General features: G+C 71.3%; 26 protein-coding genes. 18 read left to right on the top strand and 8 right to left on the bottom strand.

The features are described from left to right. The first annotated feature begins 170 nt into the window (after positions 1-170). Genes ACFPQ9_RS04690 through ACFPQ9_RS04630 form a run of 13 tightly spaced genes read left to right on the top strand, consistent with a single transcriptional unit; the run spans position 171 to position 9,704 of the window. Positions 171-1,739, top strand: coding sequence for an FAD-dependent oxidoreductase (locus ACFPQ9_RS04690; RefSeq protein ID WP_380846920.1), 1,569 nt, complete (start codon positions 171-173; stop codon positions 1,737-1,739). Next, a complete protein-coding gene (locus ACFPQ9_RS04685) occupies positions 1,736-3,583 on the top strand; it encodes a transketolase (RefSeq protein WP_380846917.1) in 1,848 nt (615 codons plus the stop codon). The genes ACFPQ9_RS04690 and ACFPQ9_RS04685 overlap by 4 nt, the downstream gene beginning before the upstream one ends. Beyond that, positions 3,580-4,506: a non-homologous end-joining DNA ligase gene (gene ligD / locus ACFPQ9_RS04680; protein WP_380846914.1), complete on the top strand. Its 927-nt coding sequence runs from the start codon at positions 3,580-3,582 to the stop codon at positions 4,504-4,506. Before ACFPQ9_RS04685 ends, ligD begins: the two co-directional genes overlap by 4 nt. Positions 4,507-4,564: 58 nt before the next feature. After that, a complete protein-coding gene (locus tag ACFPQ9_RS04675; protein WP_380846911.1) occupies positions 4,565-4,897 on the top strand; it encodes a gas vesicle protein GvpO in 333 nt (110 codons plus the stop codon). Positions 4,898-4,949: 52 nt separating this feature from the next. Next, complete coding sequence (locus ACFPQ9_RS04670; RefSeq protein WP_380846908.1) at positions 4,950-5,375, top strand: gas vesicle structural protein GvpA; 426 nt, start codon at positions 4,950-4,952, stop codon at positions 5,373-5,375. Next, complete coding sequence (locus ACFPQ9_RS04665) at positions 5,372-6,139, top strand: GvpL/GvpF family gas vesicle protein (protein WP_380846905.1); 768 nt, start codon at positions 5,372-5,374, stop codon at positions 6,137-6,139. The genes ACFPQ9_RS04670 and ACFPQ9_RS04665 overlap by 4 nt, the downstream gene beginning before the upstream one ends. A gap of 4 nt (positions 6,140-6,143) precedes the next feature. Continuing rightward, positions 6,144-6,404, top strand: coding sequence for a gas vesicle protein GvpG (locus tag ACFPQ9_RS04660; protein ID WP_380846902.1), 261 nt, complete (start codon positions 6,144-6,146; stop codon positions 6,402-6,404). After that, the gene (locus ACFPQ9_RS04655) at positions 6,404-7,006 is read left to right on the top strand and encodes a DNA primase (protein ID WP_380848414.1); all 603 of its coding nucleotides are present in this window, start codon (positions 6,404-6,406) and stop codon (positions 7,004-7,006) included. The genes ACFPQ9_RS04660 and ACFPQ9_RS04655 overlap by 1 nt, the downstream gene beginning before the upstream one ends. Then, the gene (locus ACFPQ9_RS04650; RefSeq protein ID WP_380846899.1) at positions 7,003-8,100 is read left to right on the top strand and encodes an SRPBCC family protein; all 1,098 of its coding nucleotides are present in this window, start codon (positions 7,003-7,005) and stop codon (positions 8,098-8,100) included. The genes ACFPQ9_RS04655 and ACFPQ9_RS04650 overlap by 4 nt, the downstream gene beginning before the upstream one ends. Then, on the top strand, positions 8,097-8,444 hold the full coding sequence (locus ACFPQ9_RS04645; RefSeq protein WP_380846896.1) for a gas vesicle protein: 348 nt from the start codon (positions 8,097-8,099) through the stop codon (positions 8,442-8,444). The genes ACFPQ9_RS04650 and ACFPQ9_RS04645 overlap by 4 nt, the downstream gene beginning before the upstream one ends. Next, a complete protein-coding gene (locus tag ACFPQ9_RS04640) occupies positions 8,441-9,235 on the top strand; it encodes a GvpL/GvpF family gas vesicle protein (protein WP_380846893.1) in 795 nt (264 codons plus the stop codon). Before ACFPQ9_RS04645 ends, ACFPQ9_RS04640 begins: the two co-directional genes overlap by 4 nt. Continuing rightward, complete coding sequence (locus ACFPQ9_RS04635) at positions 9,232-9,423, top strand: gas vesicle protein (RefSeq protein WP_380846890.1); 192 nt, start codon at positions 9,232-9,234, stop codon at positions 9,421-9,423. The genes ACFPQ9_RS04640 and ACFPQ9_RS04635 overlap by 4 nt, the downstream gene beginning before the upstream one ends. Then, on the top strand, positions 9,420-9,704 hold the full coding sequence (locus ACFPQ9_RS04630; RefSeq protein WP_380846887.1) for a gas vesicle protein K: 285 nt from the start codon (positions 9,420-9,422) through the stop codon (positions 9,702-9,704). The genes ACFPQ9_RS04635 and ACFPQ9_RS04630 overlap by 4 nt, the downstream gene beginning before the upstream one ends. Positions 9,705-9,711: 7 nt before the next feature. Here the strand turns inward: ACFPQ9_RS04630 and ACFPQ9_RS04625 are convergent, their stop codons facing one another. From ACFPQ9_RS04625 to ACFPQ9_RS04615, 3 genes are all read right to left on the bottom strand, one after another. Beyond that, positions 9,712-9,882: a hypothetical protein gene (locus tag ACFPQ9_RS04625; RefSeq protein WP_030953082.1), complete on the bottom strand. Its 171-nt coding sequence runs from the start codon at positions 9,880-9,882 to the stop codon at positions 9,712-9,714. A 41-nt stretch (positions 9,883-9,923) separates the two neighbouring features. Next, positions 9,924-10,769, bottom strand: coding sequence for a class I SAM-dependent methyltransferase (locus ACFPQ9_RS04620; protein ID WP_380846883.1), 846 nt, complete (start codon positions 10,767-10,769; stop codon positions 9,924-9,926). 91 nt (positions 10,770-10,860) lie between these two features. After that, a complete protein-coding gene (locus ACFPQ9_RS04615) occupies positions 10,861-12,354 on the bottom strand; it encodes a bifunctional phosphatase PAP2/diacylglycerol kinase family protein (protein ID WP_380846880.1) in 1,494 nt (497 codons plus the stop codon). Positions 12,355-12,426: 72 nt separating this feature from the next. On the opposite strand from ACFPQ9_RS04615, the gene ACFPQ9_RS04610 reads away from it, so the two are divergent. Together ACFPQ9_RS04610 and ACFPQ9_RS04605 are read left to right on the top strand one after the other, a co-directional pair. Further along, on the top strand, positions 12,427-13,086 hold the full coding sequence (locus tag ACFPQ9_RS04610; protein ID WP_380846877.1) for a histidine phosphatase family protein: 660 nt from the start codon (positions 12,427-12,429) through the stop codon (positions 13,084-13,086). A 225-nt stretch (positions 13,087-13,311) separates the two neighbouring features. Continuing rightward, a complete protein-coding gene (locus ACFPQ9_RS04605; protein ID WP_380846874.1) occupies positions 13,312-14,931 on the top strand; it encodes an ABC-F family ATP-binding cassette domain-containing protein in 1,620 nt (539 codons plus the stop codon). 51 nt (positions 14,932-14,982) lie between these two features. On the opposite strand, the gene ACFPQ9_RS04600 is transcribed toward ACFPQ9_RS04605, so the two are convergent. Then, complete coding sequence (locus tag ACFPQ9_RS04600) at positions 14,983-16,089, bottom strand: baeRF2 domain-containing protein (RefSeq protein WP_380846871.1); 1,107 nt, start codon at positions 16,087-16,089, stop codon at positions 14,983-14,985. A gap of 59 nt (positions 16,090-16,148) precedes the next feature. On the opposite strand from ACFPQ9_RS04600, the gene ACFPQ9_RS04595 reads away from it, so the two are divergent. Further along, a complete protein-coding gene (locus ACFPQ9_RS04595; RefSeq protein ID WP_380846868.1) occupies positions 16,149-16,445 on the top strand; it encodes a DUF6158 family protein in 297 nt (98 codons plus the stop codon). Positions 16,446-16,483: 38 nt separating this feature from the next. On the opposite strand, the gene ACFPQ9_RS04590 is transcribed toward ACFPQ9_RS04595, so the two are convergent. The 3 genes from ACFPQ9_RS04590 to ACFPQ9_RS04580 form a co-directional block, all read right to left on the bottom strand. Further along, positions 16,484-18,577, bottom strand: coding sequence for a catalase (locus tag ACFPQ9_RS04590; RefSeq protein ID WP_380846865.1), 2,094 nt, complete (start codon positions 18,575-18,577; stop codon positions 16,484-16,486). Continuing rightward, on the bottom strand, positions 18,577-19,137 hold the full coding sequence (locus ACFPQ9_RS04585; protein ID WP_380846862.1) for a type 1 glutamine amidotransferase domain-containing protein: 561 nt from the start codon (positions 19,135-19,137) through the stop codon (positions 18,577-18,579). Before ACFPQ9_RS04585 ends, ACFPQ9_RS04590 begins: the two co-directional genes overlap by 1 nt. Before the next feature lie 158 nt (positions 19,138-19,295). Beyond that, complete coding sequence (locus ACFPQ9_RS04580) at positions 19,296-19,703, bottom strand: DUF2795 domain-containing protein (RefSeq protein WP_380846859.1); 408 nt, start codon at positions 19,701-19,703, stop codon at positions 19,296-19,298. A gap of 133 nt (positions 19,704-19,836) precedes the next feature. On the opposite strand from ACFPQ9_RS04580, the gene ACFPQ9_RS04575 reads away from it, so the two are divergent. After that, positions 19,837-19,968, top strand: coding sequence for a hypothetical protein (locus ACFPQ9_RS04575; protein WP_380846856.1), 132 nt, complete (start codon positions 19,837-19,839; stop codon positions 19,966-19,968). A gap of 51 nt (positions 19,969-20,019) precedes the next feature. Here ACFPQ9_RS04575 and ACFPQ9_RS04570 read toward each other — a convergent pair whose 3' ends face one another. Continuing rightward, complete coding sequence (locus ACFPQ9_RS04570) at positions 20,020-21,822, bottom strand: thiamine pyrophosphate-requiring protein (protein WP_380846853.1); 1,803 nt, start codon at positions 21,820-21,822, stop codon at positions 20,020-20,022. A 275-nt stretch (positions 21,823-22,097) separates the two neighbouring features. On the opposite strand from ACFPQ9_RS04570, the gene ACFPQ9_RS04565 reads away from it, so the two are divergent. Further along, positions 22,098-22,889 (top strand): RNA polymerase sigma factor SigF, encoded by a 792-nt coding sequence (locus tag ACFPQ9_RS04565; protein WP_380846850.1) that lies wholly within the window; start codon positions 22,098-22,100, stop codon positions 22,887-22,889. Positions 22,890-22,892: the final 3 nt, after the last annotated feature.

Here is a 22,892-nt window from a genome sequence, read left to right as displayed (position 1 = left end):
GCCTCGGCGGCACGGACGGATCGCCGTCCGGGTACCCGCAGCCACCGCCGGAAACCGCGCCGGACAGGGCGACGGAGGGGAAATCCGAGGCTGTCCGGGTGACGTTTGGCGGTCCCGGCCGGGGGGACGCGGAAGGCTCCCGAGGTACGCGACAGCGTCGGAGGCGCACCGTGAGTCGACCCCGCATCGTGATCGTCGGCGCCGGATTCGCCGGGTACCGGGCGGCCCGTGTGCTGTCCCGGCTCACCCGGCACAAGGCCGACATCACCCTGCTGAACCCGACCGACTACTTCCTGTATCTGCCCCTGCTGCCCCAGGTCGCCGCCGGCATCCTGGAGCCACGCAGGGTGACCGTCTCGCTCACCGGCACGCTGCCGGACGTCCGGCTGGTGCTGGGCGAGGCCGACGCCGTCGATCTCGACGGGCACACCGTGCGCTACACCGGCCCCGAGGGCGACGGCGGCACCCTGCCCTTCGACCGGCTGATCCTCGCCGCGGGCAGCGTCAACAAGCTGCTGCCGATCCCCGGCGTCGCCGAGCACGCGCACGGCTTCCGCGGTCTGCCCGAGGCACTGTATCTACGGGACCACGTGACCCGGCAGATGGAGCTGGCGGCAGCGGCCGACGACCCGGCGAGCTGCTCGGCACGCTGCACGTTCGTCGTGGTCGGCGCCGGCTACACCGGAACCGAGGTCGCCGCGCAGGGAAAGCTCTTCACCGACTCCCAGGTCCGCAGGCGCCCCCTGCGGGCAGGCACGCGGCCCCGCTGGCTGCTGCTGGACATCGCCGAGCGGGTCCTGCCCGAGATGGACGAGAAGCTGTCGCGCACCGCCGACCGGGTGCTCCGGCAGCGGGGCGTCGAGGTGCGGATGGGAACCTCCGTGAAGGAGGCCACGCATCGCGGGGTGCTGCTGACCGACGGCGAGTTCGTCGACACCCGCACCCTCGTGTGGTGCGTCGGCGTACGGCCCGATCCGCTCGCAGAGTCGCTCGAACTGCCCCTGGAGAAGGGCCGGTTGCTCGTCGACCCCTACCTCCGGGTGCCGGGCCGGTCAGAGCTCTTCGCCGCCGGGGACGCGGCCGCCGTACCCGACCTGGAGAACCCCGGCGCGTACACGCCCATGACCGCGCAGCACGCCTGGCGGCAGGGCAAGGCCGTCGCGCACAACGTTGCCGCGTCCCTGGGCCTGGGGGAGCGGCGCGTCTACCGTCACCGCGACCTGGGCTTCGTCGTCGACCTCGGCGGCGTCAAGGCCGCCGCCAACCCGCTCGGCATCCCCCTGTCCGGAGTGGCCGCGGGCGCGGTCACCCGCGGCTACCACCTCGCCGCGATGCCCGGCAACCGCGTCCGTGTGGCCGCCGACTGGCTCCTGGACGCCGTACTGCCCCGCCAGGCCGTCCAGTTGGGCCTCGTACGGTCGTGGTCGGTACCGCTGGACACGGCCTCGCCCGAGCTGGCCCGGGTGCCGAGCGGCCCCGAGAAGGCGGAGACCCCGGGCGAGGAGAGCCGGGCGCACACCGGTGACGGGTCCGGACCGGCGGACCGCATCCAGGACCCCGACGCCGCCAGGCACCCCGAACCCCCGGGTCCCGTGAAGCAGCCGGACCTCCCGGAGGGCCACGAACCGCCGCAGCCCTCTTCCGACGCCCCGGCCGTCCACAAGCCGCGGCCCGCCGACCCCACGGCCCCCGCCCCGCCGAAGCCCGGCTCGCCCGCCCCCTCGGAAGGAGACTCATGAACACCGCCGAACTCACCGAGCTCGCCCAGCAGTTGAGGGTGGACAGTGTGCGGGCCTCCGCCGCCGCGGGGTCGGGGCATCCGACGTCGTCGATGTCCGCCGCCGATCTGATGGCCGTTCTCCTGGCCCGGCATCTGCGGTACGACTTCGAGCGGCCCTCCCACCCGGGCAACGACCGGTTCGTCCTGTCCAAGGGGCATGCCACGCCTCTGCTGTACTCCGCCTACAAGGCCGTCGGCGCCATCGAGGACGGCGAACTGCTCACCTTCCGCAGGATCGGCAGCCGCCTCGAAGGCCACCCCACCCCGCGCCGGGTGCCCTGGGTGGAGACCGCGAGCGGCTCGCTCGGGCAGGGACTGCCGATCGGGGTCGGCATCGCGCTGGCCGGGAAGCGGCTGGACCGGGCCGGCTACCGGGTGTGGGTGCTGTGCGGGGACAGCGAACTCGCCGAGGGCTCCGTGTGGGAGGCCGCCGAGCACGCGGCGTACGAGCATCTGGACAATCTGACCGCCGTCGTGGATGTGAACCGGCTGGGCCAGCGCGGACCGACCCGGCACGGCCACGACCTCGACGCCTACGCCCGCCGCTTCCAGGCCTTCGGCTGGCACACCGTGGAGGTCGACGGACATGACGTGGACGCCGTGGACCGGGCCTACGGCGAGGCCCGCTCCACCACCGGCCAGCCCACCGTCGTCCTCGCCCGCACCCTCAAGGGCAAGGGCGTCGCCGACGTCCAGGACCGCGAGGGACTGCACGGCAAGCCGCTGCCGGACGCCGAGGCGGCCGTCGCCGAGCTCGGCGGACCACGCGATCTGCGGGTCCGTGTCCATGAGCCGCCCGCGACCCGCACCCTGCACACCGTGCCCGACGGACACCTCGAACTGCCCCGCTGGGGCAAGGGGGACGAGGTCGCCACCCGCAACGCCTACGGCGAGGCGCTCGCCGCCCTCGGCTCCGCACGCTCCGACGTCGTCGCCCTGGACGGCGAGGTCAGCGACTCCACCCGAGCCGAGTTCTTCGCCAAGGCACACCCCGAGCGGTTCTTCGAGTGCTACATCGCCGAGCAGCAGATGGTCGCCGCCGCGGTGGGGCTCGCCACGCGCGGCCGGGTGCCCTACGCCTCGACCTTCGCCGCCTTCCTGACCCGCGCCTACGACTTCGTGCGCATGGCGTCCATCAGCGGCGTCGGCGTCAACCTCGTCGGCTCGCACGCCGGGGTCGCCATCGGGCAGGACGGGCCAAGCCAGATGGGCCTCGAGGACCTGGCGATGATGCGGGCCGTGCACGACTCGACCGTGCTGTACCCGTGCGACGCCAACCAGACCGCGAAGCTCGTCGCCGCCATGGCCGGCCTGGACGGCATCCGCTATCTGCGCACCTCGCGCGGCGCCGACCCGGTGATCTACGGCCCGGACGAGGAGTTCCCGGTCGGCGGCAGCAAGGTGCTGCGGTCCGGCGACCACGACCGGCTCACCGTCGTCGCGGCCGGTGTCACCGTGCACGAGGCGCTCGCCGCCGCCGACGTCCTGGCCCGCGAGGGCATCCCCGTCAGGGTCGTCGACCTGTACTCCGTCAAGCCTGTCGACCGTATGACGCTGCGTCAGGCGGCCGAGGAGACCGGCCTGTTGCTCACGGTGGAGGACCACCACGAGGAGGGCGGCCTCGGCGACGCCGTCCTGGACGCCTTCCTCGACGGGCGTCCGGTGCCCCGCCTGGTGCGGCTCGCCGTGCGCACGATGCCGGGCTCGGCGTCCCCGGACGAGCAGTTGCACGCCGCGGGCATCGACGCCGCCGCCATCGCCGCCGCGGGCAAGCTGCTGGTGGAGGAGGCGGTCGTACGGTGACCGACGGTGGCACGAGGACAGTGCGGGCAGGCCGTCGTACCGTCGAGGTCAAGCGGGTCGACAAGGTGCTCTTCCCCGGTGACGGGGGCGCGAAGGAGTACACCAAGGGCGATCTCGTCGACTACCACCGCTCCGTCGCCCGGTTCATGCTGCCCCATCTGCGGGGCCGCCCGCTGATGCTGGAACGGCATCCCGACGGGCTGGACGGGCCCGAGTTCATGCAGAAGAACACCCCGGAGCACTACCCGGACTGGATCACCCGGGTCGACCTGCCCAAGGAGGACGGCACCGTCCGCCACACCGTCTGCGACGACACCGCGACCCTCTTGTACCTCACTGACCAGGCCAGTCTCACCCTGCACCGCTGGCTCTCCCGCACCAACAGCATCAACAGCCCCGACCGGCTGGTCTTCGACCTCGACCCGGCCGACGACGACTTCGGGCAGGTCCGTGAGGCCGCCCGCTTCCTCGGCGAGCTGCTCGACGAGCTGAAGCTGCCCTCGGCACCGATGACCACCGGCTCGCGCGGGCTGCACATCGTCGTACCGCTGACGGGAGAGCGAGATTTCGACGAGGTGCGGGAGTTCGCGCGGGACGTGGCCGACACGCTCGCCGCCGCCCACCCGGACCGGCTCACCACCGCCGCCCGCAAGAAGGACCGCGGCCAGCGCCTCTATCTCGATGTGCAGCGCAACGCCTACGCACAGACGGCGGTCGCTCCCTACACGGTCCGCGCCCGCCCCGGAGCCCCCGTGGCCACGCCGATCGCCTGGGCCGAGCTCGACGACCCGGACCTCCATGCGCGGCGCTGGACGATCGCGAACGCCGCGGAGAAGGCGCGCACCGACCCCTGGGCCGGCCTGATGGGGCGGGCCCGCGCTCTCGGACCGGCCCGTCGCAGGCTCGACGCACTGAAGGGCTGAAGAAGTCGAACCATGTGTTTGACCGGCGCCTCTCAGGCCACTCGGCGTGGGAGGCGCCATGAATGATTCACAGAAAACACCCAAGACATCCAGACGGCAGACAGGCGGGGCGGACAAACAGCCGGCCCCCATGGAGGTCCTGCGCCAGGCACGGACCCAGCTCGCCGAACTCACCGGCGCGAGCGCGGAGAAGGTGACGTCCTTCGAACAGTCGGAGGACGGCTGGTCCCTCGAGATCGAGGTCCTGGAACTGTCCCGCGTGCCCGACACGATGAGCCTGATGGCGAGCTACCAGGTCGATCTCGACCCAGAGGGACAGCTCACCGGATACCGGCGCGTGCGCCGCTATGAACGTGGACGTTCCGACGCACACAGGCCGGGCGGTCGCTAGCCCGCCCGCCCGCGCCCAGTACAACGTCCCGAGACAAGGAGGAACGGCCGATATGACCGTTGTCCCGGCACAGCAGTCCGGCGGCGGAGGCGGCAGCAGCGGCCTCTACGACGTGCTGGAACTCGTACTCGACAGGGGACTCGTGATCGACGCGTTCATTCGGGTCTCCCTGGTCGGCATCGAGATCCTCAAGATCGACGTCCGTGTCGTCGTGGCCAGCGTCGACACGTATCTGCGCTTCGCCGAGGCGTGCAACCGGCTCGACCTGGAGGCCGGGCCGCGCAAGGAACCGGGCCTGCCCGACCTGGTCGGGGAGATCACCGAGTCCGGCGCGAAAGGCAAGTCCAAGGGCGCGCTGTCCGGCGCCGCCGAGACCGTCTCCGATGCCTTCAAGCAGGCACGTGAGGAAGGCGAGGAGCGGCCCAGGCAGCGCACCCGCAAGTCCACCACGTCGCGCAGGAAGGAGGAGCAGGAGTGAGCACGTACGTCTACGGCATCACCGCGAGCTCGCACCCGGCCCTTCCCCAGGGGTTGGGCGGCATCGGTGAACCGGCCCGCCCGGTGCGGGTGCTGAAACAAGGTGAGCTGGCCGCTCTCGTCAGCGACGCGCCCGAAGGGCTGCGTCCCAAGCGCAGGGAACTGCTCGCCCACTCCAACGTGCTCGCCGAGGCCGGCGCGGGTGGTTGTGTGCTGCCGATGCGGTTCGGCAGCGTCGCCCCCGACGACGACACCGTCAGCTCCGTCCTGGCCGAGCGTTCCGAGCACTACAAGGAGCGCCTGAGGGCCCTGGACGGCAAGGTCGAGTACAACGTCAAGGCCACCCACGCCGAGGAGGCCGTACTGCACCACGTGCTGGCCGCCAACCCGGAGATCCGGGCCATGACGGAGGCCAACCGGCAGGCCGGCGGCGGCACCTACGATCAGCGGCTGCACCTCGGCGAGATGGTGGTCGCCGCCGTCAAGGCCCAGGAGGCCGAGGACGCCACGGACGTCCAGCACACCCTGGAACCGGCCGCGGACGCCGTCAGCGTCGGCCCCGGCTCCAGCGGCTGGCTCGCCAATGTGTCCTTCCTGGTGGACCGCGAGGACGCCGAGCCGTTCCTCATCGCGGTCGAGCAGCTCCGCTCGGGCCATCCGCATCTGGAACTGCGGGTCAACGGCCCGCTGCCGCCGTACAGCTTCGTCGAGCCCGGCCCGGCCGAGCCCGCCACCACGAGCGGCGCGGAGAGCGCGGAGGGGTGAGGTCGTGGGACTGATCGGAGAGGTACTGCTGCTGCCGTTCGCCCCGGTGCGCGGCAGCGGATGGGTGATCAGACAGGTGCTGAACGAAGCGGAACGCATCTACTACGACCCGAGCGCCGTGCGCGCCGAACTGGCACGGCTGGAGGAGCGGTTGACCGCGGGCGAGATCGACGAGGAGGAGTTCGACCGCCAGGAGGACGAACTGCTCGACCGGCTCGAGACGGGCCTGCGCGCAGGGTACGGCAACAGTGACGGGACGGCATGATGAACCGAGTGGGACTGGGCCTCGCGGTAGGGGCCGGATACGTCCTCGGGCGTACGAAGAAGATGAAACTGGCGTTCGCCCTTGGCACGTTGGTGGCGGGCAAGCGGATGCACCTGAGCCCGCAGGGGATCGTGGACCTGGTGTCCGGGCAGCTGAAGAACAACCCGCAGTTCAAGGAGATCGGGGACCAGCTGCGTGAGGATCTGCGCGGCGTCGGCCAGGCGGCCTCCGGCGCGATGGTCGAGCGGCAGCTCGACGCGTTCGCCGACCGGCTGCACGGACGCACCGCCGAGGTGCGCGAGCAGCTGTCGGGCGCGGTGCCGACGCCGGATCCCGGTGCGAAGGACGAGCGCGGCGCGGACGGCGAGGACGCGGATCGGTCCGCGCGGGACGACGACCGCGAGGACGCCGAGGAGCCGGCCCGCGAGGCGACGTCCAGGAAGCCCGCGGCGAAGAAGACCGCGAAGAAGTCGGCCAAGAAGGCCCCCGCGAAGCGGACGGCGCCCAAGAAGAAGACGGCGTCGAAGCGGACGGCCGGCGCCAGGTCGGCGGCCAGGCAGACGGCCGGGGCACGCCGGTCGAAGGGTGGTGACGGGTCATGACCGAGACACTCGGATCCGCGGGCTCCGCGGCCGGCGGCGCGGCGAAGCAGCCCCTGTCCGGCCTGGCCAACAGTGAGGCGGCCGACCGTTTCAAGTCCGAACTCCAGGACTACCTCGCAGCGCAGGCCACGCGGCTGCTGACCGGCGCCGGCCGCAAGCTCGGCGAGACCACGGTCAAGCTGAACGACATCGCCGAGGGCCGCAGCCCCGGCTTCGCCCAGCTCGCCCTCGAGGGCGGCCGCAAGCTCGCCGACGGCAAGGGGCCGCTGCGCAGCGCGCTGGAACTCGGCGCAACCCGCGCGAAGGACAATGTCGTGAACGCGTTCAAGAACCTCGGTGGGGGCGGCAAGGGCAAGAACAAGGGCGGGGCGGGCAAGAAGCCCACGGTCATCATCGAGTACGTCGACATCGGCGTGCCGCTGCGCACCGCCTACGACCAGTGGACCCAGTACCAGGACTTCAGCACCTTCGCCAAGGGCGTGAAGAGCGCAAACCGCGCCGACGACACGACCTCCGACTGGCAGGCGAAGGTCTTCTGGTCCAACCGCAGCTGGAAGGCGCAGACCACGGAGCAGGTGCCGGACGAGCGGATCGCCTGGACTTCGGAGGGTGCCAAGGGGACCACGAAGGGTGTTGTCTCCTTCCACCGGCTCGCCGACAGTCTCACCCGCGTCCTGCTGGTGATCGAGTACTACCCGTCGGGCTTCTTCGAGAAGACCGGAAACATCTGGCGCGCCCAGGGCCGCCGGGCCCGGCTCGACCTCAAGAACTTCGTCCGCTTCGTCACCCTCAAGGGAGAGGCCGAGGAGGGCTGGCGCGGCGAGATCCGCGACGGCGAGGTCGTCCGCACCCATGAGGACGCGGTCGCGAAGGAGGACGAGGAGGAGTACCAAGAGAACGAGGACGACGAGGACGAGGACGGTGAGCCGGAGGGCGAGTACGAGGACGAGGAGGCCGAGGGTGACGAGGAGCCCGAGGACGCGTATGAGGACGAGCCCGAGTACGAGGACGAGGACGAAGCAGAGGACGAAGCCGACGCCGAGTATGAGGACGAGGACGAGGACGAGTACGCGGGCAGCGGGAGCCGGCGATGACCATGTCCAGCAGGCTGCCGGAGCCCTACAGCCAGGGCAGCGGAGCCAACCTCGCGGACATCCTGGAGCGCGTGCTCGACAAGGGCATCGTGATCGCGGGAGACATCCGGATCAATCTGCTCGACATCGAGCTCCTCACCGTGAAGCTGCGGCTGATCGTCGCCTCCGTCGACAAGGCGAAGGAGATGGGCATCGACTGGTGGGAGGACGACCCGGCGCTGTCCTCCCGTGCCCACCGCAACGAACTGGCCAGGGAGAACGCCGAGTTGCGTGAGCGACTGGAGCGGCTGGAGCAGTTGGAGCCCGCCGGGGAAGCCGCCCGTGCACAGGAGGAGGCCCCATGACCGCTCTGCGCTACGTCTACGCCGTGTGCCGCCCCTTTCGCTCCGCCCTCCAGGCGCAGCTGACGGGGGTCGCCGGGGCGCCGCCCAAGCAGCTCACCCACCACGGCCTGGTCGCCGTCGTCAGCTCGGTGCCCGAGGCGGACTTCGCCGAGGCGCCGCTGCACGCGCACCTGGAGGACCTCGACTGGCTCACCGTCACCGCCCGCGCCCATCAGCAGGTCATCGACGCGCTCACCGCCGTCACCACGCCGCTGCCGCTGCGGCTCGGCACCGTCTTCCGGGACGACAGCGGCGTACGGACCATGATGGAGGCACGCGAGGAGGACTTCCGGCGCGTCCTTGACCGGCTGGAGGGCCGGGTGGAGTGGGGCGTGAAGGTGTTCGTGGAGAGAGAGCCCACGGAAGCCGCCGAGGCCGCCGCGCCCGGCCCGCCCGAGCACGGGGCGGGGTCGGGCCGTGACTATCTGCGCCGGCGCCGTATGCAGACCCGCGCCCACGAGGACGTGTGGCAGCGGGCCACCGAATTCGCCGGCCGGCTGCACGAGACGCTTTCCACTTTCGCCGAGGACGCCCGGCTGCACGCTCCGCAGAGCGCCGCGCTTTCCGGCGCGTCCGGACAGAATGTGCTCAACGCCGCCTATCTCGTGCCCCGCGCGGATTCCGAGGAATTCGTGGAACTGGTGGACCGGGAGAAGGACGACGCCCCCGGAATCCGCGTCGAACTGACCGGACCGTGGGCGGCGTATTCCTTCACCGGGGAGTTCGCCGAGGAGACGGAGGTGGAGCGGTGACCGTCGTCGAACGCCGTGAGGTCGCCCTGGTGGACCTGCTCGACCGGCTGCTCGCTGGAGGCGTCGTCGTCACCGGGGACATCACCCTGCGCATCGCCGACGTCGACCTCGTGCGCATCGACCTGAACGCGCTGATCAGCTCCGTCAACGAGCAGGTCCCTTCGCCCTGGGGGAAGTTGACATCATGACGTCACCACGCAACCGGCTGGACCTCGATCCCGACACGGTCGAACGCGACCTCGTGAAACTCGTCCTGACGGTCGTCGAGTTGCTCCGCCAGCTCATGGAACGCCAGGCGCTGCGCCGCTTCGACACGGGCGAACTCGACGAGGAGCAGGAGGAACGGATCGGGCTCACGCTGATGCTGCTCGAAGACCGGATGACCGAGCTGCGGGAGCGCTACGGACTGCGGCCCGAGGACCTCAATCTGGACCTCGGGCCGCTCGGACCGCTGCTCCCCAGGGAGTGAAGTCACTTCACCACCGGTACCAGCGTCCCCTGCCTCCTGCCGTGGTCGTGCCCCGCATCACGAATCCCAGCAGCCATACGACGAGCACCACGACGGCGATCCACCAAAGGGCCTTCAACGCGAATCCGGCACCGAAGAGAATCAGAGCCAGCAGCAGCACGAGCAGAATAGGAATCATAGTCCAACCTCCTGCTCGACGGGTTTCCAACAATTCGGGATTCAGGCTTCCTTACGGCACAGAATCTCCCCGTGCAGCACACTGAACCAGCCGTCGCCGCGCCGCCCCCACTCCCGCCAGGCCTCCGACACGGCCCGCAATTCCTCCAAGGTCGCGTGACCGCCCTCCGTGGCCCGCTCGGCATACGCCGAGGCCAGTGTGCGATCCGCCCACAGCCCGCTCCACCAGGCCCGCTCCTCCTCGGTCGAGAAGGTCCAGGTGCTCGATGTCGCGGTGATGTCGGTGAGCCCCGCCCGCAGCGCCCAGGACTTCAGCCGGCGCCCCGCGTCCGGCTCGCCGCCGTTGGCGCGGGCGACCCGGCGGTACAGGTCCAGCCAGTCGTCCATCCCACGGGACGCCGGATACCAGGTCATGGCGGCGTAGTCCGAGTCGCGGACCGCGAGGAAACCGCCCGGCCTGATGACCCGCGCCATCTCGCGCAGCGCGGCCACCGGATCGCCGACGTGCTGCAGCACCTGGTGGGCGTGGACCACGCAGAACGTCTCGTCCGGGAAGTCCAGGGCGTGCACGTCCGCCACCGCGAAGTCGACGTTCGGCACCCCGCGCCCGGCGGCCGTGGCCCTGGCCTGCTCCAGGACCTCGGGCGACCGGTCGACACCCGTGACCTGTCCGTCCGGGACCAGAGCCGCCAGGTCCGCGGTGATCGTGCCCGGCCCGCAGCCCACGTCCAGGATCCGCATGTGCGGCTTCAGCGAGTCGAGCAGGTAGGCCGCCGAGTTGGCCGCGGTGCGCCAGGTGTGCGAACGCAGCACGGACTCGTGGTGCCCGTGCGTGTAGACGGCGGTCTCCCGTGCCTTGGAGTGTGCGTCCGGCTGTGCCTTCGACATGCCTGATCCCCTCGTCTCGTCGTACTGGTTCACCGTACGCCCGCATGTCGGATGTTGAGACCGGCGTTTTGCAATGTGGACTGACCGGATGTCAGGAACTGATCAGGGGACGGTAGACCGTCAGTGCCTCCGGCAGCTTCTCCAGCGTCACCTCGCCCCCCACCTCGGTGACTTCGCCGTCGTAGGCGAGCAGTGCCCCCGGTGTGACACCCGTCAGCCGCAGCCGGCCGACCTGGACCGCCGCATGGGCGGGGGAGCGGGTCAGCGGGCCTGCCACGGCCGCGGCGAGCAGGCGCAGCGCGGGCCGCCGGCCGCCGTGCACGACCCGTACGTCGAGCACCCCGTCCGCGAGATTCAGCCGGCGCGCGGGGGCCAGGCCCAACCGGTGGTAGGTGCCGTTCCCGGCGAACAGCAGCCACAACGGGTGTGAGCGGCCGGCGACTTCGGCCTGGAGCGGATGGCGGTTCCGGCGCAGCACCCGCAGCGCCGCCACCACCCCGGCCGGCCAGGGGCCGATACGCGGCGAGAAGCGGTCGCGCTCGCGCACCAGCTCCGGGTACACGCCGAGACTGCACGTGTTGAGGAACAGCCCCTGCTGCGCACCGGACCTGAAGCGGCCCACGTCCACGCGGACGGCCTCGCCGCGCTGCACGGCCCGGCCGAGGTCGCGTTCGCCCTCCACGCCGAGATCGACGGCGAAGTGGTTCAGCGTGCCGCCGGGCAGCACGGCCAGCGGCAGCCCGTGCCGCAGCGCGACCTCCGCCGCGGCGTTCACCGTGCCGTCGCCGCCGCACACCCCGAGCACCCGTGCGCGGGCCGCGGCCTTGCTCAACTCGGCCCCGACGTCCGCCGGTTCGCACTCCACGAGCTCGGCGCGCGGCAGCAGGTCCAGCAGGGCGTGCACCCGGTCGGAGGTGGCCGCCGCCTTGTTGGCCACCACGATCAGACCGTCCCCCTCCGTCAGCGCCGGCACATCCGTACGCGGACGGGCCGGCGGGGTCTGCCGGGCACGCGTGGGCACCATGCCCCGTACGGCGAACGCGGCGCCCGCGCCCAGCGCCGCGCCCGCCAGTACGTCGCTCGGGAAGTGCACGCCGGTGTACACCCGCGACAGCGCGACCGACCAGGCGATCGGAGCCACCACCAGCCCCCAGGCGGGCGACTCCATGGCGACGCCGGTGGCGAACGCGGCCGCCGACGCGGCATGCCCGGACGGGAACGAGGTGGTGATCGGCTGCCGTTTCAGCTGCCGCACCAGCGGCACGGGGTCCAGCGTGGGTCGGGGCCGGCGCACCGACCGTTTGCCGACGGTGTTGATGGTCAGCGAGGCCACGCTCAGGGAGGCGAGACCCCGGACCGCGGCCCGGCGGGCGCGCGGCGTGCGGGCGGCGGCGATGACGGCACCCGTCGCGAACCACAGCAGGCCGTGGTTGGCGCTCCGGCTCAGCCGCGGCAGGATCCGCTCGGCGTACGGCCAGTGCTGCTCGGCGGCGAACTCGAACAGCCGCGCGTCCAGAGAGAGGAACCGGTCGCGCAGGGCGTGCCGGCCGGGCTTGAGGACCGTGAGGTCGACGTCTGGGCTCATACAGGGCTGGGTACCCTGAAGTGGCCGATTGCTGTCCGTCCGGCGGTGACCGACACACGGAGGAACCCGTACATGCGCCTGCTCCTCGTCCGCCACGGCCAGACCCCGACCAATGTGGACTACCTCCTCGACACGGCCGCCCCCGGCCCCGGTCTCACCGAGCTCGGCGAACGCCAGGCCGCCGCGCTGCCCGCCGCGCTGACCGGCGAGGACATCGGGGCGGTCTACGCGTCCACGCTGATCCGTACCCAGCTCACCGCGGCGCCGCTGGCCGCCGACCTCGGTCTCGAGGTGCTCGTCCGGGACGGCATCCGTGAGGTGTCCGCGGGTGATCTGGAGATGCTGCCCGGTGACACGGAGGCCGGGCGTGTGTACATGCGGACCGTGTTCGCCTGGGCGGCGGGCGACACGGAGCTGCGGATGCCGGGCGGCGAGAGCGGTGCGGAGGCGCTGGCGCGCTATGACGCCGTGGTCGCGGAGGCCGCGGGCAGCGGAGCGGGGACCGTGGCCCTGTTCAGCCATGGCGCCGCGATCCGCATGTGGACCGCGGCACGGGTGGGCAACGTCGATGTCGCCTTCGCGGGGGCGCATCCGCTGGAGAACACCGGGGTGGTGGTCCTGGAGGGGTCGCCCGAGGACGGCTGGAAGGCGCTGTCCTGGGCGGGGGCGGTGGTGGCTCCCGCCGGGGAGAGCGGGCCGGCCGGGCAGGTGGTGGGCGGGGACGCGCCGTAGGGGGTGCGTTCAGCGATGCCGTGTGCCGGTCCCGTCGTGGCCGGTCGCGCAGTTCCCCGCGCCCCTTTGGGGGCGCGTTCTGCAGCCCGGCGTCCGGAGGCGGGCGTTCTTCGGCGGCTCTGCCGCCCGAAGAGGTGCGGGGAACTGCGCGACCAGCCACGACGAACCCGCACCCGACCGATAAGCGTTTGCCCGGTCTCCCGTGCGGCCCGCACAATCCGCTCCATGGGACATCTGGAAGCCGCGCACCTCGAGTACTACCTCCCCGACGGGAGGGCGTTGCTCGGCGACGTCTCCTTCCGGGTGGGGGACGGCGCCGTCGTGGCACTGGTCGGACCCAACGGCGCCGGCAAGACGACCCTGCTGAGGCTGATCTCCGGGGAGCTGAAACCGCACGGCGGCAGCGTCACCGTCAGCGGCGGCCTCGGTGTGATGCGCCAGTTCGTGGGGTCCGTACGGGACGAGACGACCGTACGCGACCTGCTGGTGTCGGTCGCGCCTCCGCGGATCCGCGCCGCCGCGCAGGCCGTCGACGCCGCCGAGCACGCCATCATGACCGTCGACGACGAGGCCGCCCAGCTGAAGTACGCGCAGGCCCTCGCCGACTGGGCCGAGGTGCGCGGGTACGAGGCCGAGACGCTGTGGGACATGTGCACCACGGCCGCGCTCGGCGTGCCCTACGACAAGGCGCAGTGGCGGCAGGTGCGCACACTGTCCGGCGGCGAGCAGAAGCGGCTGGTGCTGGAGGCGCTGCTGCGCGGCACCGACGAGGTGCTGCTGCTCGACGAGCCCGACAACTACCTCGACGTGCCCGGCAAGCGGTGGCTGGAGGAGCGCCTGAAGGAGACCCGCAAGACGGTCCTCTTCGTCTCCCACGACCGGGAGCTCCTCGCCCGCGCCGCCGAGAAGATCGTGTCGGTGGAGCCCTCACCCGCCGGAGCGGACGCCTGGGTGCACGGCGGCGGCTTCGGCACCTATCACGAGGCCCGCCGTGCCCGTTTCGCCCGCTTCGAGGAACTGCGCAAACGCTGGGACGAGAAGCACGCCCAGCTGAAGAAACTCGTACTGACACTCCGTCAGGCGGCGGAGAACAGCCCCGACATGGCCTCCCGCTACCGGGCGGCCCAGACCCGGCTGCGCAAGTTCGAGGAGGCGGGGCCGCCGCCGGAGCCGCCGCGCGAGCAGGACATCCGGATGCGGCTGAAGGGCGGACGCACCGGAGTGCGGGCCGTCACCTGCGAGAACCTCGAACTCACCAACCTGATGAAGCCGTTCTCGCTGGAGGTCTTCTACGGCGAACGCGTCGCCGTCCTCGGCTCCAACGGCTCCGGCAAATCGCACTTCCTGCGGCTGCTGGCCGGCGACGACGTGGCGCACACCGGGCAGTGGAAGCTCGGCGCGCGCGTCGTGCCCGGGCACTTCGCCCAGACCCACGCGCACCCCGAGCTGCTCGGCCGCACCCTCCTGGACATCCTGTGGAAGGAGCACGCCCAGGACCGGGGCGCCGCGATGTCCCGGCTGCGCCGCTACGAGCTGACCCAGCAGGCCGAGCAGACGTTCGACCGGCTCTCCGGCGGCCAGCAGGCCCGCTTCCAGATCCTCCTGCTGGAGCTGGAGGGCGTCACGGCCCTCCTCCTGGACGAGCCCACCGACAACCTCGACCTGGAGTCCGCCGAGGCCCTCCAGGAGGGCCTGGAAGCCTTCGAGGGCACGGTGCTCTCGGTCACCCACGACCGCTGGTTCGCCCGCTCCTTCGACCGTTACCTGGTCTTCGGCAGCGACGGACGGGTACGCGAGACCGCGGAGCCCGTGTGGGACGAGCGCAGGGTGGAACGCGCGCGATGACGCGCGGGCGCCGGCCGGGCCGAGATCGGCCGACCGGCGTCGCCCGCCGCCTCACGTCCACCGCAGCAGCGCGCCCATACCGCCCGCCGGGTCCTTGTCCGGGGCCGCCGGGGCGACCGAGACCGCCTCCGCGCCCGTCGCCACCGCGCAGCGGATCAACGCGTCGTCGGCACGGGCCGACCACGAGTGCTGCTCGCCGAGGATCCTCAGGTCCGTACGGCGCACCGCCAGCTGGTCAGGGTCCTCGCCGATCCACACCTCGCGGTGCGCGTCCGGGCCGTCCGGGCGGATCAGGAGTTCGTCGATACGGTGCTCACGGGCCGCCTCGACCAGCGCGGGCACGCCCTCCACCGCCCCGGCACGCCCCTCGTCGTCCGGTGCGCGGGCCGCCAGGAACCGGTCAAGCTCCTGTGCCGCCCGCTGCCGTACATGCTCCTCACGGGCCTGTTCGACGTCCTCGTCGAGCAGCCTGCTGCCGGTGCCGTGCGGGGCCTCGACCACCAGGTCGTGCAACCGCTGCGGCAGCCGTTCGTGCACGCTCCGCCGCTCCCGGTCGTCACCCACCAGGATCAGCAGGTCGGCCCGGGTCTCCTCCTGGCACACGGAGAGCGCGTCGGCGATCTCGGCGGCGTTGTGCTCCCAGGTGTTCTCCACCTTCAGCTGGAAGTGCCGCTCGGACCAGTCGGACGTGGCCGTCCGGTGCACCGGGTGCTGCCGCCCCGACACCGAACCGGCGTCCTGCCGGCCCAGCGCCGTGCGCAGCTCGAAATCGGCGCCCTTGCGGTCCACGTAGGCGACCACGCAGACCGGGTCCTCACCGGCCAGCTCCAGCAGCGGCGCGGTGTGCGGCAGCGGTGCCCAGTGGGCGCTGTCGGTCAGCGGGGAGCGGGCCAGCGGCGGATCCAGGACCACCTCACCCGCACGGGCGAAGATCGCGCGGCCGTGCGGTTCGGAGGAGTGCTCCAATGCCTCCAGCGCACTCCGCACGGCCCCGCAGGTCGCGTCGTCGCACCCCTGCCGGGCCAGCTCCGCGGAAAGGGCCTGGGCCGTCAGGCGCCGCTCATGGGGCGTGTCCTCCGTGTGCCGGGACGTGTCGACGTACACGGAGGCCCAGGGGCCCTGGTGTTCGTACAGTGGATGCAGAAAGGCGAGATCCATGGCTGTCTCCCGTACACCGCTCGGGGGCTCTGTGCTCCACGGGCGGGTACCCGGACCGCATGGTTGAACACGACGAGCGGGGCACCACCATGACCGGAGTCGACCCCAGCCGGCTGGATGACCAACAGCTCATGAAGGAGCTGGAGAACATCCACCGGACGCGCCACGACACGCTGCTGTACGGCTCGAACGACGCGCTTCGGGCCCACAACGAACGGATGGCGCAGCTGGAGGGCGAATACCTGCGCCGCAACCCACGCCGCACGGTGGCCTCGGGCCGCACCCGCGAGGGCGCCCGCGACCGGACACCGGGGAGCCCGACACCGACGGGGCCCGGCGGCCGGGCGGAGCCCTAGGGCCCGATCCGCCGGACAGGCCCCGGCTCGCGCCATGCTCAGCCGTGCACCGGTGGGCGGCCCCAGTGGCGGTGTGCCGACAGGGCCGTCGTGAAGGCGGTGAGGAACTCCTCGCTCGCCGGGCCCGGTGACGTGTCCGTCACCACGCCCCGGTCGGCGACCGTGCGGTGGAACTCGGCCGACACCCGTACGCCCTCCGGCCCCAGGGCGGAGATGACACCGACGCCGGAGCCGAGCGCGCCGACCGGCTTGCCGTGCCGGTAGGCGTCCCGTACGAAACGCATCGCGTCCGGGTCGGCGGCCGTGCCCGGGGTGTCCGCGGGCCCGCCGGGCAGCAGCACGGCGTCGTACAGCACGGAGGCGACGGTCGGCAGCGCGCGGTCGACCTCGAACGGCTCGCCGTCGGCACCGTCCACCGTGCCGTCGGCCGGCGCCAGCGCCTCGACGATCGCGCCCCCGGCCGTGAGCGCGTCCCGCACCGACGTGATCTGCTCGGTGTCGACGCCGTCGGCGACGAGGACCGCGATCTGCCGGGTGCGGATCGAGCCGTCGCCGCGCTGCTCCCGCAGGCTCAGCGCGGGGGAGGACTGCTTGTCCGCCGCCTGGGTGCCGGACGGATCCGCGACGCCGATCCCGCGCGCCACCCGGGTCGCCAGGTCGGTGTTCACCTGGGCCAGATGCTCGACCGTACGGGCCCGTATCGTCTTCGAGCCGACCTTGCCGAGCTCGAAGCGGAACGCCGAGACGATGTGCTCCTGCTCCCAGTCCGCCATGCTGTTCCAGAACATCGCGGGCTGGCTGTAGTGATCCTGGAAACTCGCGCTGCGCCGCCGGATCTTAGCGCCGTCGACGCGCTCGGCGTAGTGCGTGTACGCGCTGCCGTCGACGCCGGCGTGCGCCGGGCAGCCGCCGCCCAGGGAGTTCGGAAAGTAGTTCGTGCCCCCGTGGATCGCGCCCTGGTGGTAGCCGTCCCGCTGGTTGGTGCGCACGTCCGCCACCGGCCGGTTCACCGGCAGCTGGGCGAAGTTGGGGCCGCCCAGCCGGATCAACTGGGTGTCCAGATAGGAGAAGTTGCGGGCCTGGAGCAGCGGATCGTTGGTGAAGTCGATGCCCGGGACGACATTGGCCGTGTGGAAGGCGACCTGTTCGGTCTCCGCGAAGAAATTCTCCGGGTTGCGGTCCAGCACCATCCGGCCGATCGGCCGCACCGGCACCAGCTCCTCCGGGATGATCTTCGTGGCGTCGAGCAGATCGAAGTCGAAGGCGAACTCGTCCTCCTCCGCCACGAGTTGGACACCCAGCTCCCACTCCGGGTATTCGCCCGCCTCGATGGCGTCCCACAGGTCGCGCCGGTTGAAGTCCGGGTCACGGCCCTGGCACTCCTGCGCCTCGTCCCACACCAGCGAGTGCGTGCCGAGCTTCGGCTTCCAGTGGAACTTCACGAACGTGCCGCGCCCCTCGGCGTTCACGAACCGGAAGGTGTGCACGCCGAAGCCCTGCATCATGCGATAGCTGCGCGGGATCGCCCGGTCCGACATCAGCCACATGATCGCGTGCAGCGTCTCCGGCTGGAGCGAGACGAAGTCCCACAGGGTGTCGTGCGCGGAGGCACCGGTCGGTATGTCGTTGTGCGGCTCCGGCTTCACCGCGTGCACGAAGTCGGGGAACTTGATGCCGTCCTGGATGAAGAAGACCGGGAAGTTGTTCCCGACCAGGTCGTAGTTCCCCTCCGACGTGTAGAACTTGGTCGCGAACCCGCGCACGTCCCGCACGGTGTCCGCGGAGCCCCTCGGCCCCTGCACCGTGGAGAACCGCACGAACACCGGGGTCCGCACCGACGGATCCTGCAGGAAGCCCGCGCGGGTGAACTCCGCGCAGGACTCGTACGGTTCGAAATAGCCGTACGCGCCCGCGCCCCGCGCGTGCACCACCCGCTCCGGGATCCGCTCATGGTCGAAGTGGGTCAGCTTCTCCCGGAAGTGGAAGTCCTCCATCAGCGTCGGCCCGCGTTCACCGGCCGCGAGCGAGTCGTCGGTGTGGTCGACCGTCACGCCCTGGTCGGTGGTGAGCGGCCCCGCCGTCGGGTCGTCGGCCCGGAAGCGGTCCCTCTGCTCCTGCTTGCGGCCTCCCATCAGACTGCCTCCCTCGACTTGCCCCACTCCCTGGCGAACACCTCGAGGAACGTCTCGCAGAACGCCTTGAGGTCGTCCGGCTTACGGCTGGTGACCAGCAGGTTCGGGCCGTGGTCGCAGATCCGCACCTGCTCGTCGACCCAGGTGCCGCCGGCGTTGCGGATGTCGGTCTGCAGGCTCGGCCAGGAGGTCAGCACCCGCCCGCGTACGACGTCCGCCTCCACCAGCGTCCAGGCCGCGTGGCAGATCGCCGCGACCGGCAGACCCCGGTCGAAGAAGTCCCGTACGAAGGCGACCGCCTTGCGGTTCATCCGCAGATAGTCCGGATTGGCGACCCCGCCCGGCAGCACCAGCGCGCCGAAGGAGCCGGCCGACGTCTCGCCCACAACCTCCTGCACGGGGAACTTCTCCGCCTTGTCGAGATGGTGGAACGCCCGGATCGTCCCCGGCTTCGTCGACACGAGCACCGGCTCGTGCCCCGCGTCCACCGCCGCCTGCCAGGGATCGGTGAGCTCGATCTGTTCGACGCCCTCGGGGGCGGTCAGAAAAGCGATACGCATGATGTCTCAACGTCCTTCCGGCCCGGTGACGGGCCTGGTGACTACGGCGTGCCCGCGCGTCGGCGCACGGCCGATCTGTGGGCACGTCCGGCCGCCACGGGACGACGGGCGCCGACGTCACCCGTGGCGGAACCTTCACACTCCGCGTGCTGCGTCTCCTAGGCCCTCCCGCGCCGGGCGGCGGTCCGCCGCTCACTCCCGGTCACGGCTTCGGCCAGCTCCTGGACGTTCGCGTAGCGCGACGTTCGCGACAGCCGCTCCAACGATTCGACCAGGGCATCGGGCGCGTACCCGCGGCGCAGCTCACGGACCAGCTCCCGCGGGGTCGCCGGGAAGGCGCTGCGACCGAGGAACCGCGCCAGCTCCAGCCGGACCGTCGCCAGCGACGCCGCCGACGTCCCCGGAGCCACCGGACCACCCGCGACCTGCGGATCGTCCTCGGCGGACGGCTCCGGATCGTGCCACTCCTCGGTCCGGGTCGGATGCCCGGACCTCAGCAGCCCTTGGAGCTCGTGCTTCATCTCGTCGTCGCGGTGCACGCTCAGCCGGTCACTGCCTCGCTGCATGACTCCCTCCAGATCTTCGGGGCTGCGGACCGCGTACCCGATGCGAGGGGGCCGACACAGGGTTTGCACCCCGGAAGAAGGGAGACCCGGACTGGCGCCACCCCCCACGAACGATCTGGGGAAGGACCAGGCCATGGCACTGCTCGCCGTGCTCCTCCCGCTCCTGATGCTCGGCGTGGTGCTGGCGTTGGGGCGGTACGAGGAGCTTGTGTTGCCCAAGGCGCAGGACGAGGACAAGCCGGAAGGCGCGGTGCTCAGGCACTGAGGCGTCGAAACGACACTCAGGCTTGAGCAACGCGCCTTCCCGCCGGGTCCGTCAGCTGCGCTTCTTCTCCCGTCCCGGCAAGAACTCCTGCACCTTCGCCTTGAAGCCCTGGCGGATCATCGAGCCGCGGTCGGCGTCGCCCTTCAGGATCGACGAGGCCGTCGCCTCCATCTGTTCCCAGGTGGCGTGCGGGGGGATCGGCGGCACGGCCGGGTCCGTCAGGAACTCGATCAGGGCGGGGCCGTCCGCCTCGAGGCCGGCGCGCCAGGCGGACTCCACGTCCTCGGGCTTCTCCACGCGGATGCCGGTCAGACCGAGCGAGCGGGCGAAGGCGGCGTACTGGACGTCGGGGAGTTCCTGGGAGGGAAGGAAGGACGGGGCGCCCTCCATGGCGCGCATCTCCCAGGTGACCTGGTTGAGGTCGTGATTGTTGAACACGGCCACGACCAGGCGCGGGTCCTCCCACAGGTCCCTGTACTTCGCGGCCGTGATCAGCTCCGCCAGGCCGTTCATCTGCATCGCCCCGTCCCCGACCAGCGCGATCGCCGGACGGTCCGGGTGGGCGAACTTGGCGCCGATCGCATACGGCACACCGCAGCCCATCGTCGCCAGCGTCCCGGACAGCGACGCGCGCATACCGGGCCGCATGGTCAGATGGCGGGCGTACCAGTTGGCCGCCGAGCCCGAGTCCGAGGACACGATCGCGTTGTCCGGCAGCAGCGGGTCCAGGGCGCGGGTGACGTGCTCCGGGTTGATCGGGTCGGCCGAAAGACCGGCGCGCCGCTCCATGATCTCCCGCCAGCGCACCACGTTGTCACACACCGTGTCGTACCACTCGCGGCCCCGCTCCTCGGCGTTGATCAGCGGAATAAGCCGCTCCAGCGTCGCCTTCGCGTCGCCGACGAGATTCACCTCGTACGGATACCGCATCCCGACCATGTGCGGATCGATGTCGATCTGCACACCGCGCGCCTTGCCGAAATCGGGCAGGAACTGGGTGTACGGGAAGGACGAGCCGATGGTCAGCAGCGTGTCGCAGTCCCGCATGAGCTCGTAGGAAGGCCGGGTGCCCAGCAGGCCGATCGCGCCGGTGACATAGGGCAGTTCGTCGCTCAGGACGTCCTTGCCGAGCAGCGCCTTCGCCACACCGGCGCCGAGCAGCTCGGCGATCCGCTCCACCTCGGCCCGCGCGCCGGACGCGCCCTGGCCGACCAGGATCGCCACCTTGTCACCGGTGTTGAGGATCTCCGCCGCCCGCTGCACGGAGTCGTCCGAGGGGACCGCCGTCCAGGAACCGCGGTCCAGGCTGGAGGGCACCATCTTGAACTCGTGCGTGGGCGGCGAGTAGTCCAGCTCCTGCACGTCACCGGGGATGATGACGGCCGTGGGCGCGCGGCGCGCGTACGCCGTGCGGATCGCCCGGTCCAGGACGTTCGGCAACTGCTCGGGGACCGTCACCGTCTCCACGAAGTCCGAGGCGACGTCCTTGAACAGCGTGTGCAGGTCCACCTCCTGCTGGTACGAGCCACCCATCGCGGTGCGATGCGTCTGGCCGACGATCGCCAGGACGGGCACATGGTCGAGCTTGGCGTCGTACAGGCCGTTCAGGAGATGGATCGCACCCGGGCCCGATGTCGCCGCGCACACTCCCAGCCGGCCGCTGAACTTGGCGTAGCCGACAGCCTGGAACGCGGACATCTCCTCGTGCCGCGACTGGATGAAACGGGGCCGGTTCTCGGCCCGGCCCCAGGCGGCGAGCAGCCCGTTGATGCCGTCGCCCGGGTATCCGAAGACATGATCCACACCCCATTCGCGCAGGCGCTGAAGGACGTGGTCGGCGACTTTGGTGCTCATACGGGACCTCCCGGTCCGACGGGTCCGATCGACTGTGGGCCCCTCTGTTCGGGGGCTGTGCGGTATCGCTACGAGTGACCCCGGGGGCAGGCGGAAAACCTGCGTGGGCGTTTGAGGACGGTGAGTGAGGGCAGGCGGACGAACAGTGCTTCGGACAGGAGGCACGTCCGTGGGAGCGGCGAGTTCCGCCACGGGTGTGTCCGGTTCCGGTGCGCGCCCGCACTCCCGCGGTTGACCGTCCAAGCCAGAGCACAACCAAGGGAGTTGCGACGCACATGCCCACACCAGTGAGCGCGAAGCACCACCCGCACGACGACGCCCCCGACACCGCCGAGGACTTCCGCAAGCTGGCCGCCCTGCCCGAGGGACCGCAGCGCGACACGGTCCGCGGGCGGATCGTCGAGGCATGGCTGCCCATGGCCGACCGGCTCGCCGGACGCTTCCGCAGCCGCGGCGAGAGCTACGAGGATCTGCGGCAGGTCGCCGCCCTCGGCCTGGTCAAGGCCGTCGACCGATACGACCCCGAGCGCGGCAACGCCTTCGAGAGCTATGCCGTGCCCACCATCACCGGCGAGATCAAGCGGCACTTCCGCGACCACATGTGGACGCTGCACGTGCCGCGCCGGGTGCAGGACCTGCGCAACCGCGTACGGTTCGCCGTCCACGACCTCCAGACCGTCTCCGGCCGTATGCCGACCAACGCCGAGATCGCCCGGCACGCGGACATGAGCGAGGCCGACGTCCGGATCGGCCTGGAGGCGCTGGAGAGTTTCACCGCCCTGTCGCTGGACGCGGAACTGCCCGGCAGCGACGACGGGTACTCGCTCAGCGACGCGCTCGGGTCGGCCGATCCCGCCCTGGACACCGTCGTCGACCGCGAGGCCGTCAAGCCACGCCTCGCCGCGCTGCCCGAGCGGGAGCGGGCGATCCTCTACATGCGGTTCTTCGGGGACATGACGCAGAGCCGGATCGCCGAGCAGCTCGGCATCTCGCAGATGCATGTGTCCCGGCTGATCAGCCGGTGCTGCAACCGGGTGCGGGAACAGGTCCTCAGCGACGTGGCCTGAGGG

This window comes from Streptomyces coerulescens, assembly GCF_042657965.1.
GTDB classification, from domain to species: domain Bacteria; phylum Actinomycetota; class Actinomycetes; order Streptomycetales; family Streptomycetaceae; genus Streptomyces; species Streptomyces coerulescens.
This window is presented reverse-complemented; position numbering and strand designations above follow the sequence as displayed.

What these genes read in the sequence shown, in the direction of transcription:
- ACFPQ9_RS04685 (WP_380846917.1), top strand. Translation starts at nt 1,736, where the DNA reads ATGAACACCGCCGAACTCACCGAGCTCGCCCAGCAGTTGAGGGTGGAC.
- ACFPQ9_RS04675 (WP_380846911.1), top strand. Translation starts at nt 4,565, where the DNA reads ATGAATGATTCACAGAAAACACCCAAGACATCCAGACGGCAGACAGGC.
- ACFPQ9_RS04670 (WP_380846908.1), top strand. Translation starts at nt 4,950, where the DNA reads ATGACCGTTGTCCCGGCACAGCAGTCCGGCGGCGGAGGCGGCAGCAGC.
- ACFPQ9_RS04655 (WP_380848414.1), top strand. Translation starts at nt 6,404, where the DNA reads ATGAACCGAGTGGGACTGGGCCTCGCGGTAGGGGCCGGATACGTCCTC.
- ACFPQ9_RS04650 (WP_380846899.1), top strand. Translation starts at nt 7,003, where the DNA reads ATGACCGAGACACTCGGATCCGCGGGCTCCGCGGCCGGCGGCGCGGCG.
- ACFPQ9_RS04645 (WP_380846896.1), top strand. Translation starts at nt 8,097, where the DNA reads ATGACCATGTCCAGCAGGCTGCCGGAGCCCTACAGCCAGGGCAGCGGA.
- ACFPQ9_RS04640 (WP_380846893.1), top strand. Translation starts at nt 8,441, where the DNA reads ATGACCGCTCTGCGCTACGTCTACGCCGTGTGCCGCCCCTTTCGCTCC.
- ACFPQ9_RS04630 (WP_380846887.1), top strand. Translation starts at nt 9,420, where the DNA reads ATGACGTCACCACGCAACCGGCTGGACCTCGATCCCGACACGGTCGAA.
- ACFPQ9_RS04625 (WP_030953082.1), bottom strand. Translation starts at nt 9,882, where the DNA reads ATGATTCCTATTCTGCTCGTGCTGCTGCTGGCTCTGATTCTCTTCGGT.
- ACFPQ9_RS04620 (WP_380846883.1), bottom strand. Translation starts at nt 10,769, where the DNA reads ATGTCGAAGGCACAGCCGGACGCACACTCCAAGGCACGGGAGACCGCC.
- ACFPQ9_RS04615 (WP_380846880.1), bottom strand. Translation starts at nt 12,354, where the DNA reads ATGAGCCCAGACGTCGACCTCACGGTCCTCAAGCCCGGCCGGCACGCC.
- ACFPQ9_RS04610 (WP_380846877.1), top strand. Translation starts at nt 12,427, where the DNA reads ATGCGCCTGCTCCTCGTCCGCCACGGCCAGACCCCGACCAATGTGGAC.
- ACFPQ9_RS04605 (WP_380846874.1), top strand. Translation starts at nt 13,312, where the DNA reads ATGGGACATCTGGAAGCCGCGCACCTCGAGTACTACCTCCCCGACGGG.
- ACFPQ9_RS04600 (WP_380846871.1), bottom strand. Translation starts at nt 16,089, where the DNA reads ATGGATCTCGCCTTTCTGCATCCACTGTACGAACACCAGGGCCCCTGG.
- ACFPQ9_RS04595 (WP_380846868.1), top strand. Translation starts at nt 16,149, where the DNA reads ATGGTTGAACACGACGAGCGGGGCACCACCATGACCGGAGTCGACCCC.
- ACFPQ9_RS04590 (WP_380846865.1), bottom strand. Translation starts at nt 18,577, where the DNA reads ATGGGAGGCCGCAAGCAGGAGCAGAGGGACCGCTTCCGGGCCGACGAC.
- ACFPQ9_RS04585 (WP_380846862.1), bottom strand. Translation starts at nt 19,137, where the DNA reads ATGCGTATCGCTTTTCTGACCGCCCCCGAGGGCGTCGAACAGATCGAG.
- ACFPQ9_RS04580 (WP_380846859.1), bottom strand. Translation starts at nt 19,703, where the DNA reads ATGCAGCGAGGCAGTGACCGGCTGAGCGTGCACCGCGACGACGAGATG.
- ACFPQ9_RS04575 (WP_380846856.1), top strand. Translation starts at nt 19,837, where the DNA reads ATGGCACTGCTCGCCGTGCTCCTCCCGCTCCTGATGCTCGGCGTGGTG.
- ACFPQ9_RS04570 (WP_380846853.1), bottom strand. Translation starts at nt 21,822, where the DNA reads ATGAGCACCAAAGTCGCCGACCACGTCCTTCAGCGCCTGCGCGAATGG.
- ACFPQ9_RS04565 (WP_380846850.1), top strand. Translation starts at nt 22,098, where the DNA reads ATGCCCACACCAGTGAGCGCGAAGCACCACCCGCACGACGACGCCCCC.